At 47.7% G+C, this 11,499-nt stretch carries 11 protein-coding genes; 6 read left to right on the top strand and 5 right to left on the bottom strand.

Annotated features, from left to right (window positions below):
* Positions 1-25: 25 nt before the first annotated feature.
* Entirely contained in the window at positions 26-1,213 is a 1,188-nt protein-coding gene (locus tag C7R92_RS31565) for an MFS transporter (RefSeq protein ID WP_106836862.1), read from the bottom strand.
* 123 nt (positions 1,214-1,336) lie between these two features.
* On the bottom strand, positions 1,337-2,095 hold the full coding sequence (locus C7R92_RS31560; protein WP_069845509.1) for a TrmB family transcriptional regulator: 759 nt from the start codon (positions 2,093-2,095) through the stop codon (positions 1,337-1,339).
* A gap of 397 nt (positions 2,096-2,492) precedes the next feature.
* Here C7R92_RS31560 and C7R92_RS31555 point away from each other — a divergent pair, with 397 nt between their 5' ends.
* The 6 genes from C7R92_RS31555 to C7R92_RS31530 all read left to right on the top strand — a co-directional run bounded on the left by C7R92_RS31555 (position 2,493) and on the right by C7R92_RS31530 (position 8,626).
* Entirely contained in the window at positions 2,493-4,754 is a 2,262-nt protein-coding gene (locus tag C7R92_RS31555) for an immune inhibitor A domain-containing protein (RefSeq protein ID WP_106836861.1), read from the top strand.
* 233 nt (positions 4,755-4,987) lie between these two features.
* Positions 4,988-5,818 (top strand): electron transfer flavoprotein subunit beta/FixA family protein, encoded by an 831-nt coding sequence (locus C7R92_RS31550; RefSeq protein WP_069845507.1) that lies wholly within the window; start codon positions 4,988-4,990, stop codon positions 5,816-5,818.
* Positions 5,815-6,837 carry an electron transfer flavoprotein subunit alpha/FixB family protein gene (locus tag C7R92_RS31545; protein WP_017251138.1) on the top strand — a complete coding sequence of 341 codons (1,023 nt, stop codon included), beginning with the start codon at positions 5,815-5,817 and terminating at the stop codon, positions 6,835-6,837. The genes C7R92_RS31550 and C7R92_RS31545 overlap by 4 nt, the downstream gene beginning before the upstream one ends.
* Entirely contained in the window at positions 6,830-8,125 is a 1,296-nt protein-coding gene (locus C7R92_RS31540) for an FAD-dependent oxidoreductase (protein ID WP_016739331.1), read from the top strand. The genes C7R92_RS31545 and C7R92_RS31540 overlap by 8 nt, the downstream gene beginning before the upstream one ends.
* Complete coding sequence (locus C7R92_RS31535; RefSeq protein ID WP_007726971.1) at positions 8,125-8,421, top strand: ferredoxin family protein; 297 nt, start codon at positions 8,125-8,127, stop codon at positions 8,419-8,421. Before C7R92_RS31540 ends, C7R92_RS31535 begins: the two co-directional genes overlap by 1 nt.
* A 16-nt stretch (positions 8,422-8,437) precedes the next feature.
* On the top strand, positions 8,438-8,626 hold the full coding sequence (locus C7R92_RS31530; RefSeq protein WP_017251140.1) for a hypothetical protein: 189 nt from the start codon (positions 8,438-8,440) through the stop codon (positions 8,624-8,626).
* Positions 8,627-8,663: 37 nt separating this feature from the next.
* Here C7R92_RS31530 and C7R92_RS31525 read toward each other — a convergent pair whose 3' ends face one another.
* The 3 genes from C7R92_RS31525 to C7R92_RS31520 all read right to left on the bottom strand — a co-directional run.
* Positions 8,664-9,053 (bottom strand): M67 family metallopeptidase, encoded by a 390-nt coding sequence (locus C7R92_RS31525; protein WP_069846554.1) that lies wholly within the window; start codon positions 9,051-9,053, stop codon positions 8,664-8,666.
* A 22-nt stretch (positions 9,054-9,075) separates the two neighbouring features.
* Positions 9,076-9,264 carry a hypothetical protein gene (locus tag C7R92_RS33065; RefSeq protein ID WP_145958313.1) on the bottom strand — a complete coding sequence of 63 codons (189 nt, stop codon included), beginning with the start codon at positions 9,262-9,264 and terminating at the stop codon, positions 9,076-9,078.
* 83 nt (positions 9,265-9,347) lie between these two features.
* On the bottom strand, positions 9,348-11,499 hold a 2,152-nt coding region (locus C7R92_RS31520; protein WP_482758284.1), incomplete at its 5' end, for a coiled-coil domain-containing protein.

Raw genomic sequence — 11,499 nt, 5'->3', positions numbered from 1 at the left:
CACTCCCTCCTACTCGATTGAGTCGCTATGCATTTTGTCCTGGCGCAGGCTGCGCTACTTGGCTTTCCTGTGCTTGAAATGGACGTGAGATCGAGTAAAAGGCAAATCCGAACGAAAGCAGGACGAACACTGCTCCAACCCAAGGTGTGTAGATGACAGATGACCGCTCGACGACGAGACCGCCAGCCAGAGAGCCAAGGGCGATACCTAAATGTTGGGCAGAAGTATTCAAGCTTAATTGAATGTCTGCGGTAGCAGGTGAGCAGGAGATCAAATAGTTTTGTTGTGCTGGCGAAATAGCCCAGCTAAGCGCACTCCAGATTACCATGATCGGCAAGAACAAATATAGCGAGCCTGTAAAAAACGGCAAGACACACATGATCAAGCCAAACACTGGAATGATGAACAGAATGCTTTTGGTTGCTCCCCATTTGTCTGAGATCCACCCCCCAATACCACCGCCTGCAACGGCAGCAATCCCGAACAAGAGATAAATCCAGCTCAGTGTCGTTCCGTCCACATTCATCGTCGTTTGCAGATAAGGAGTAAAGTATGCATAAAGCGTCAAGTGACCTGTCAGCATTAACAAGACGATAAACAAGGCGCTGAATAGCTTGCTGCTACGGAGGGTAGTCATTTGATCACGTAGCGGAATCGGCGGTGCAGTTTGGACTTTTGGCAAAAACAAGAGGATAAAAATCATCGCGACGATACTCAGTGCCGCAATTAGCCAAAACGGGGCACGCCATCCGAAGGCATTCCCCAGAGCCAATCCGACAGGGACGCCGAGCACGAGCGAACCGCTAATCCCCATGAAAATAACGCCAATGGCACGGCCGCGATAAGCAGGTTCCACAAGGCTCGTCGCAATCGTAATCGACAGCACAATCAGGATGGAACTGCTTGCTGCGCTCAAGATGCGCGCCGTCATTAATACAGCGTAGCTCGGACTAAGTGCCGCGAGCACATTACTCAGGAAAAAGGCCGCTAATGCATACAAGTATAGCTTTTTGCGCTCAACACGCCTCGTAACATGCAGGAGCAGAGGAGCGGCAACAGCAAATGCAAGTGAGAATATGGTGATTAATTGTCCGGCAGCGCTAATCGATACCTGAAGATCGCGAGCAATCAGATCGAGCGTACCACCGATAATCAATTCCACCGTACCTACAACAAAGGTAGCAATCGCTAAGATGAAGACACGTGGATTCAAAACAATAGCTCCTCTCAAGAAAAAGGTTACTACCATAATAGTAACCTTTTCGATCCTGTGCAACTAGTAATTTCTCCTTACAAATAGAAAAGACTCTGGCCAAAAGCCAAAGTCCAGGTATTGTCAGTATCGGAGGCGAATGATCATCTTGCGGATTTCTTCATCGTCAAAGAGTTGATCCACATATTTTTGGGTGATTTTTGTCAACGCGACATCATGGTAAAAAGAATCAGCAAAAAATTTGACGAAAGGTTGACCGCGTGTCTTGATCGCATGCCAGCCCGTGTCCTCCTCGCCTGCAAAAATCATTTCATCTTGGTCCGCTACGATTAGCTGATAGCGCTCCAAGCCTTGATGCTCTTGCACAGGGATAAAGGAATGAACACAGGAGAGCTTGGTGTTAATCTGCCCGATGACCAAGGCTTCGATCTCCACCCCTTCTTTTTCTTTCATCTCCAGTAGGGGTACATATTCCAAAAAATCATTGGACCAGGCAGAGATGCGAATAGACCGTGTTGCTCGTTGGATCAATTGTTTGCATTCCGCGCGGATCGATTCATCAACCTTCAGGCTCCAGACACGGTCATCACGTACGGCTTTATGAGAAAGGGAGCTGGTCAATTTTTTGACGTCTGTTTGAAATTGGCGGGTCAGCTTTTCTACCAGGCTGTCCAAAGGCAGGGCTGTATACCGCTTTTTCTTTTCCGATACGGTGTCAAGAACCATCCCCTTTTCTACCAGACGATTCAACACCTCGTAAATTTTTGCTTTTGGCACTCCCGAATGCTTCACGACCATTGCTGCATCGAGAGGCTCGCCGCTAGACGCCAACGCTTCATAAACTTTACTCTCATACAGAGAAAAACCAAATGTTTGCAGCATCAAAATCCTCCATGGAAAACACGAGCATTTTTATTCGATCGTACCGATAATCGAGTTGTTTTGCAAGAAAGAGAGGGGGGCGAAAGAAATATATGATAGAAAAATATCGAGTTTTTTCGACAAAATTCAACAAATTTCTATGGGTCTTTAGGATGTAGACACAACGGTAATATATCGAACAGATACCCTGTGAATAAATGATTAGCCGAAAATTCGGCACTTGTCGTAACTAGTTCGATAGCCTTATTGAGCAATTTCTTTTGAACGGGAAGTATTTTTTGTCGAAGAAAAGAATTTGGCAAAAATTACGTATCACGCAATAATTATGAATAATCGGAATTGGGGGTTTGATTTTTCCGATGCATCACAAATAGATAGAAAAAGAGGGTGAACCGTAGTGAAGAAAAGCAAGAAGCTCTTATCCGTTTTATTCTCCTCCTCACTCGTGCTCAGTACTTTCGTGGCTGCACCTACAGCAGGTTTGGCCAAATCAAAAGAGGACAAGCATGATCTGCATGTAGACTTGTCCACTGTTAACCTGGAGCGATTGATTAAAGGGTTAATGGAGCAAGGAATCATTGATGAAGACGCCGATCAGGATGAGATTGACGAGGCGTTGCTCGAGTACTTGGAAGACAAAAAAGTACCACACGGCGTTGACGAATCGACCTCTTTCGGTAAAGAAGCAAGCAGAGGTCAGCAGGCAGCATTGGCGAAGGCAGCCCAGAAAGTGGCTGAGATGGAGGATGGCGATGAATTGCGCTCTTCCAAACGACTACATACTGATAACATCGTTGTCGCTCTTGTCGAGTTCCCTGACCGGGAGCATAATCAGCTACCAAAAGTGAATGACTCGCTTTGGACGAAAGACTTCAACGAAAAGCACTACAAAGAGATGCTGTTTGATCAGAAGGGGTACGAAACTCCTGAAGGTATCGGCATGACAACGATGGCGAAATATTTCTATCTGCAATCGGGAAAAACGTGGACGGTTGATGGTGTAGTAACGCCATGGCAAATGGCTGAGAATAGCTACAAGTATTATGGTGAAAATTCCAAGGCTGGTGACGATTCCAATCCGCGCGATCTAGTAATCGAGACGCTTGAGGCAGTTGGGGATTCCATTGCCGGGAAAGAGGAATTGTACGATCAGCGCGATCCGTATGACTTCGATGGCGATGGTGATCTGATGGAGCCAGATGGCAATCTGGACAACCTCATGCTCGTTCATGCTGGGATCGGCGAAGAAACTGGGGAAGACGCAGATGCGATTTGGTCCCACCGTTGGACTTTGAAGAGACCTGTAGAAATTCCAGGTACAAGCCTCAAAGCGTTTGATTACATGATTCAACCAGAGGATGGCGCACCAGGCGTATTCACTCACGAATACGGACACAATCTCGGTTTGCCAGACTTGTATGACACGACAAGAGGCGGAAAAGATTCGCCAGTAGGTGCTTGGTCCCTCATGTCGTCCGGTAGCCATACAGGTAAGGTTTTCCAAACAGAACCTACTGGCCTTGATCCTTGGTCCAAAATGGTGCTGCAACAAATGTTCGGTGGAAACTGGATTAATCCGTACGTGCTGGACTACAAGGATGTAGAGAAGCGCAAGCGATCCCTTCGACTCATTGATGCGAGCAGCCTTGAGAAGGACGGCAAGGTCATCAAGCTGAACATGCCAAAGGTCGAAAAGAAACCGCCGGTTGAACCAAAAGATGGTGGATACGCCTACTTCTCGGATGAAGGCAACAAGCTGAATACAAAAATGACGTCTGATGTGATCGATTTATCAGGGGTCAGCTCCGCAACGATGAAATTCGATTCGTGGAGAAGCATTGAGGAAGGCTATGACTACGTGAGCGTCAATGTAATCGACGCGGATACAGGCGAGAAAAAAGAAGTTCAAAAATACGATGACGTAACAAAAGGCTGGGACAAAGAAGAAATCAGCCTGAACGAGTTCACTGGTAAAAAGGTACAAGTCGAGTTTAACTATGTAACGGATGTCGCTTTCGTGATGGATGGCTTCTATTTGGATAACTTTGAAGTAGAGGCGGATGGACAAGTCATCTTCGCAGATGATGCAGAGGGTGAGAAGAAGTTCAAATTGGATGGTTTCTCTCACTTCGATGGAAAAGGAAAAATGTTCGATGCGTACTACCTAATTGAGCTGCGTTCTCACGAAGGAATTGACGCTGGTCTGAAGCATTTCCGACGCAACGACTCTTTCTTCACGTATGATCCAGGTATGGTGATCTGGTACTTTGATGGTCGCTATGAAAGAACCCGTGACAACAATACGAGCCTGCATCCAGGCTACGGCATGCTCGGTGTAGTAGATGCCCATCAGGAAGTACGTTACTGGAACAATGATGAAGGTAACAAAAAGGCAATTGCAGACTCCCGTTACCAAGTGAATGACGCTGCGTTTAGCCCGAACGACACTTCTGGAATAAAGCTGGATTACATTATGGGAACCATGGAATACGAGCCGTTGGATGGAGTAACTGAGTTTGAAGACAGTGATGATTACTCGATGCCGGAAGTGCCCGAAGTCGGTAAAATCCTGCCGCAAATCGGTTTGGAAATCAAACTGAAAAGAGTTGCCAAGAAGTTCACGGATGCTACGATTGAACTATCCATTGATAAAGATTAATCCATAAGTCAAAAGACGCCACGCATCGCTAAGCTGATGTTTGGCGTCTTTTTACGTTTCCATGAAGGCCCCTGATATCTAAATTCAGAGGCCTGTTTTTACTGGTCTAAGCTCGGCTTCATCGCAATAGGCTATAACAATGAACGACAAGCTGCCCGATCTGATTGCGCGTAAGAAAGGCAACCTTTTGTACAGGCATAGGTATCGCGCCCGGCAGCAAGGGGGGATCAATCATGCTGCATATTGTTGCTTGCATTAAGCAGGTGCCGGACACCAAAATCATCAAGATGAATCCGAAGACGAATACGATGGATCGCGCCAGTGCGCCAGCCATTCTCAACCCGTATGATGCACATGCGGTGGAGGAAGCCGTTCGTTTGAAAAATCGATATGGGGGTGTGGTCTCCGTCGTCACCATGGGACCGCCACCAGCGGTGAAGGCTATTCGGAAATGTATCGAGATCGGAGCAGACGCAGGCTATCTGGTAACGGATCGTGCATTTGCCGGAGCAGACACATTGGCGACCAGCTATGCAATTACCAAAGCCATTGAGAAGATTGCAGAAAGCCAGCCAGTCGACCTCGTCATTTGCGGGAAGATGACCATCGACGGTGATACGGGACAAGTCGGACCGGGTGTCGCCAGAAGGTTGGATATTCCGCCGCTCACGTGTGTGAAAAAAGTAGTGGAAATAAACAAAGAACAAGGTTACGCCATCGTGCATCGAAAGCTGGAGGATGGTTATGAAGTCATTCAGTCGACCTTGCCTTGTTTGTTTTCCGTGGAGAAGGAGATTAACGAGGTACCTTATTCTCCGCTGCCTAACATGCTTCGAGCTGCTAAATATAATCCCGTTGTTTGGTCCGTCGATGACTTGGGGGATATCGATCGGACGCAGTTAGGTCTGAAGGGCTCTCCTACCATTGTTGCCAAAGTTTGGCCCCCAGAGAAGCCAAAAGGTGGCGAGATACTCGAAGGAAGCGCCAGCGAGCAAATCGCACGCTTGATGGAAATTTTGCACGATAAACAGCGACTGTTTCGGGTGAAGGAGGAGCAGATATGAATCTGGATGATTTTCGTGGCATCTGGGTGTTTTTAGAGGTGAGTGACGGCCGTATCGCGCCTGTATCACTCGAGCTGTTGGGGGCGGGAAGACAAATGGCTGACAAGCGAGACGTGCCACTTGCTGGCTTGTTAATCGGAGATGGAATCAAGGAGTTGGCCCACACGGCGTTTCCATACGGTGCGGACCAAGTGTATGTATACGATCACAAGATTTTTCATGATTACCGAACAGAGTCGTACATGCGAGCTGTTATCGAATGTGTTCAAAAGCACAAGCCGGAAATCATCTTGTACGGTGCGACTTCAACCGGAAAAGATTTGGCGAGCGCTGTCGCGACGGACTTGGAGACAGGGCTGACCGCTGACACGACCATGCTCGATGTGAACGCGGAGACAGGCTTATTGGAGGCAAGCCGTCCAGCGTTTGGCGGTAACATCATGGCGACCATTTTGTGCAAAAAACATCGCCCGCAAATGGCGACCGTTCGCCCAAAAGTCATGAAAGCGCTTGAGCCAGACGAGTCACGTACAGGAAAGATTATCGAAGAAAGCATGGAGCTACGTGAAGAAGACATTCGCACAAAAGTACTGAAAATCGTCAGGGAGACGAAGGAAAAGGTGCGGCTGGATGAGGCCGATGTGATCGTCGCTGGAGGCAAGGGACTCGGAAGCAAGGAAGGTTTTGCACTTATTCATCGCTTTGCAGAACGAATCGGGGCAACCGTTGGGGCAAGCAGAGATGCGGTGGAAGCAGGCTGGATCGGTCATGAATATCAGGTAGGGCAGACGGGAGTGACTGTTACGCCCAAAATTTACTTTGCCATCGGCATATCGGGAGCTATCCAGCATTTGGTCGGCATGCGCAACTCGGGATTGATCATTGCCATCAATAAAGATCCGAATGCACTCATCTTCCAGTCTTGTCACTACGGTATTGTCGGTGATGCTTTTGAAATTGTGCCATTGCTCATTGAAGCATTCCAAAAGGAGCCGGACAAGGAGGTAACGTATGGCTGAGAAATTTGATGTAATCATTGTCGGAGCAGGTCCGGCTGGCACAGCTTGTGCTTATACGCTTGCCAAAGCGGGTGTAAATGTTCTGTTGATGGAGCGCGGGGAATATCCGGGTTCCAAAAACGTCATGGGAGGTGTTTTGTATCGTAAAACGATGGAAGACATCATTCCCGAATTTTACAAAGAGGCGCCTGTTGAACGTCCGATCGTCGAACAACGGTTCATGATGCTCGATAAGGAATCAGCCATCAATTTCAGTTATAAAGGCATGGAGTGGGCCCAGGAACCCTATAACAATTTCACGGTGCTGCGGGCGAAATTTGACCAATGGTTTGCAGATAAAGCCGTGCAGCAGGGAGCACTGTTACTTAATGAGACTGTTGCCTTGCAGTGCATTGTTGAAAATGGCAAGGTAGTCGGTGTCAAAACAGATCGACCGGATGGGGATCTATACGCAGATGTTGTCGTGCTAGCAGACGGCGTCAACTCCTTGCTGGCGAAATCGTTAGGCTTCCACAAAGAGTTTCGCCCAGATGAAGTAGCGCTCGCTGTCATGGAAGTATTAAAGCTGGATCGCAAAATAATCGAGGATCGCTTTAACTTAGAGGGCGATCACGGTTGTACGATTGAAATTTTCGGGGATTCGACCAAAGGGATTTTGGGGACGGCGTGGTTGTATACGAATAAGGACAGCTTGAACATTGGGGTAGGGACGATGCTGTCAGGTCTAATCAAAAACAAGATCAAGCCGTATGAGTTGTTAGACTATGTAAAGAATCACCCGATGATTCGGCCGTATATCCAAGGCTGTGAGCAGCAGGAATACTTGGCGCACCTGATTCCCGAGGGCGGATATCGTTCCATTCCCAAAATTGTCGGCAATGGTGTACTTGTCGTAGGAGATGCTGCCCAGCTCGTCAATGCAATCCATCGAGAGGGATCGAATATGGCAATGGCATCTGGTGTCATGGCGGCGGAAACGATCCTGGCGGCAAAAGAGGCAGGGGACTATTCTGAAAAAATGCTCGACGGGTACCGAATCAATCTGTTGAATAGCTTTGTCGGTCAAGATTTGAAAAAGTACAAGGACGCAACGCATCACTTTGAAAAATTCCCGCAGTATTTCGAACAGTATATTCCGATGATGAACAAAGCGGCGAGTCAAATGTTCACGGTTGATGGCAGCTCGAAATGGAGCAAGCAGAAGAAAATATGGAGCGACCTCGGCTCTGCGAAGGACAAATGGAAAATGGCGCGTGACTTGATGAATGCGTGGAGGGTGATGAAGTGATGCAGGATCTACCGAAGGGCCAGTCAATCGAGGAGAAACAGTACCTTGTGCGCTTCAAAGCGGACACGGAGTCACATCTGCATGTGCTCTCCGCAGATGTTTGTGCGACGCAATGCCCTGATAAGCTCTGTACGATCTTCTGTCCTGCGGAAGTATACAAATGGGAAGAAGTGCGGATGCACGTCGGTTACGAAGGGTGTCACGAGTGTGGGAGCTGCCGCATTGGTTGTCCGTACGAAAATATCAAATGGGTGTATCCGAAGGGTGGACACGGAATCATCTTCAGACTCGGGTAATAGGCGGCGATGAGCGGTGATACAAGTAGGCGATCTGGTCGTATACGTAAAGGATGGCGCAAAGGGAGTCGTCATTCATATTGAGGAGGACCGCTTCCAGGTAAAGTGGGAAGATGATTTTGTCAGCTGGGAGAAAAGGGAATGGCTGCTACCCAGTTCAATGGAACATGGCGATCTTCAAAAACAGAAAGAACAGCGGGAGTAAATTCCCACTGTTCTTTTGTTTTGAGTGATTTTGACCACTAGTTACGGACTGTATAAGGATACACCCGAGCAAAAGACCCCTCAATTCGAAAACAGCCGAGAACTGGTTGTGGAGAAGCGAGCGAAACGATGAGATACGCGACCTCCGGGTAATGACAGTAAGCAATATCTTCAGGTGACGGAATGGGAGGTGCAGTAGGGTGGGAGTGATAGATCCCGACCAAATGCTCCCCACGTAACGCCATTTTGTGGAAAACGTGTTGAATCTGCTTAGGGTCCATGGCGAAGGCGACCGGGCTTTTCAATGTATTTTCCATACGCCAAACCGTCTGTGCACTCCCATTTCTACCGGAAAGCAATCCGCACGTTTCATTTGGCTTCTTCTCCAGGGAATCTCGGATGATTTCATCCCAGACTGCACGGGTCATGGAAAAGGGGATCTCTAAAAGATTAGCCCTGCCAACGCCTGCCGCAGCAACCTCCGCTTGTTCTATTCTGGACGGACGGTTGCGGTTGGACTCTGTGAACCGGACCGGATTTTGGCAATGGTGATGGCGGCATTCTCGATGGACGCTGAGCAGGATGGACTTGATGTTGTTGACGTTGCTGATACAGTGCACGCATTTGTTCAGGTGTCATGGTTTTTCCTCCCTTTCTGTACTGTATTATGTTGTATTCAGGATAGATTCACATGGTAACGGCTCTCGCACATTTTCAACTTTTCAACGAAACGGGTTGAATTCGTTGCCGTTTCTTGGATAGGGCATCTGCATTTTTACTGGTGTGGAAGATAGTTGTTGAGTGGAGGGATCGGAGCTTGGCATGAATTGGGTGTTTGGTTGGAATTGAGTACTTGGTTGAAATTGGGTATTATGCTGGAGTTGACTGAAGGCTTTATTGGTTCGAGCTTCTTTTTGCGTGAATTCTTTGATGATTTGTTTGTATTTTTCTTCGGTGTTTTGGAGTTCTTTCACCATGTTTTTGAGTCCGGTGATCGTCTTTTTCAACACTTGCTCTTGGGATGTAAACTGCTCAATGGTTTTTTCTTTTTCTGTTAACAGAGAATCGTATTTTTGGGTAGTTTTCTCCAGTACTTCGTTCCATTTAGTTTTTTGAAGAGAGATATTTGCGAGCTTTTCGTCAGTTTCTTTGGTTTGTTGCTGAAAAGCTTTGATACGATCCTGTGCCTCCGTTAATTTCTGTTGTGTATTTGTTAACTCCGACTGGAGACTCTTAACGGTGTTTTGTGTTTGTTGGATTTCTTCGTCGCGTTTTTGGATGCTTTGCTGCAATTCTTGCTCATGTAGGGAATGTGATTCGGCCAGCTTTTTATAGTCAGCGACGAGTTGATTTTTCGTTAACCGAGCTGCTTCCAGCTCAAGGAGAGCTTCTGTTAATTGCTGAGAAGTCTCTTCGTGCTTTGCCGTCCAACTTTGTTCGAGATCTATTGCTTTTTGCAACATATCGTGGCGGGTGGCTTCTAGCTCTTGCTCTTTCGTACGTAAATCCTGTTTTTGCGCTTCAAGTTCCTGCTCTCGGGTGTATCTATCTTGATTCTGTACTTGTAGCTCCTGCTCTCGGGTTTGCAAATCTTGCCTCTGAACATGGATTTCCTGCTCCTGAGAGAGGAGGGCCAATTCCAGTGTATTTAGTTCTTGCTCCCGAGTAAGCAATTCCTGTTCACGATTGTGTAGGGTATGCCCTTGAGCCTGCAGCTCCTGCTCTTGGTTGTGTAGCTCTTGATCTCGCTCGTTCAGCTCTTGTTTTAGCGTGAGTAACTCTTGCTCGTGGGAGTGGATTTCCTGCTCATGTGAGAGAAGCTCCTGCCCGCGAAGCTGCAGCGCTTGCTCTCGGGATTGAAGCCCTTGTTCTTGAACCTGTAGTTCTTGGCTCTGAGCCAAAAGAGCCTGCTCCTGGGAGAGGTTGGCTTGTTCCCAATCCCGAAGCCCCTGTTCATGGGTCTTGAGCTCTTGTTCTTGAACCTGCAACGCCTGCGCATGAGCTTGTAGCTCTTTTCCTTGTACCTGCAGATCTTGTTCAAAACCGTTTAGTTCTTCTTCCCGTGCTTGAAGGTCTCGCGTCTGTGCGAGAAGCTCTTGATCTCGTGCCTGAAGCCCTTGCTCGAAAGTGAGCAGCTCTTGTTCTTTCGTCTGGAGGTTTTGATTTTGAGAGAGAAGTTCTTGCCCGCGTGTTTGCAGCTCTTGCTCGAGAGTGTAAAGGTCTTGCTCTCGTGCTTGAAGGTATTGCGCCTGGGTGAGAAGGTCTTGCCCCCGCGCTTTGATACCTTGTTCGAGGATTGTTAGTTCTTGTTCTTTTGTTTGCAGATTATCTGCTTGTGTCTGCAGTTTTTGGCCTTGTACTTGGAGCTCTTGCTCAAAATGGAGAAGGTCCTGTTCTCGTGAGTTGAGGTCTTGCATCTGGGAATGCAGTTCTTGCTCTTTGGATTGGAGCTGTTGTTCTTGCGTCTGCAGGTTTTGAGTCAGGGATTGAAGTTCTTGGTCTTTCGTTTGAAGTTTTTGATCAAGATCGAGAAGATCCTGTTCTCGTGAGTTGAGGTCCTGCGTCTGGGAATGCAGCGCTTGCTCTTTGGATTGGAGCTGTTGTTCTTGCGTCTGCAAGTTTTGAGTCAGGGATTGAAGTTCTTGGTCTTTCGTCTGAAGTTTTTGATCAAGATCGAGAAGTTCCTGCTCCCGTGCGTTGAGGTCTTGCGTCTGGGAATGCAGCTCTAGCTCTTTGGACGTGAGTTGTTGTTCTTGCGTTTGCAGGTTTTGAGCTAGGGATTGAAGGTCTTGGCCTTGAGTCTGAAGCTCTTGTTCGAGATCGAGAAGTTCCTGCTCCCGTGCGTTGAGGTTTTGCGTCTGGGAATGCAGCTCT

It is taken from the genome of Brevibacillus porteri (genome assembly GCF_003013475.1).
Taxonomy (GTDB): Bacteria; Bacillota; Bacilli; order Brevibacillales; family Brevibacillaceae; genus Brevibacillus; species Brevibacillus porteri.
This window is presented reverse-complemented; position numbering and strand designations above follow the sequence as displayed.

Excerpts from the sequence above, each read along its gene's own strand:
- C7R92_RS33065 (WP_145958313.1), bottom strand. The coding sequence starts at position 9,264 with ATGACACCTGAACAAATGCGTGCACTGTATCAGCAACGTCAACAACAT.
- C7R92_RS31550 (WP_069845507.1), top strand. The coding sequence starts at position 4,988 with ATGCTGCATATTGTTGCTTGCATTAAGCAGGTGCCGGACACCAAAATC.
- C7R92_RS31540 (WP_016739331.1), top strand. The coding sequence starts at position 6,830 with ATGGCTGAGAAATTTGATGTAATCATTGTCGGAGCAGGTCCGGCTGGC.
- C7R92_RS31545 (WP_017251138.1), top strand. The coding sequence starts at position 5,815 with ATGAATCTGGATGATTTTCGTGGCATCTGGGTGTTTTTAGAGGTGAGT.
- C7R92_RS31535 (WP_007726971.1), top strand. The coding sequence starts at position 8,125 with ATGCAGGATCTACCGAAGGGCCAGTCAATCGAGGAGAAACAGTACCTT.
- C7R92_RS31560 (WP_069845509.1), bottom strand. The coding sequence starts at position 2,095 with ATGCTGCAAACATTTGGTTTTTCTCTGTATGAGAGTAAAGTTTATGAA.
- C7R92_RS31525 (WP_069846554.1), bottom strand. The coding sequence starts at position 9,053 with ATGACCCGTGCAGTCTGGGATGAAATCATCCGAGATTCCCTGGAGAAG.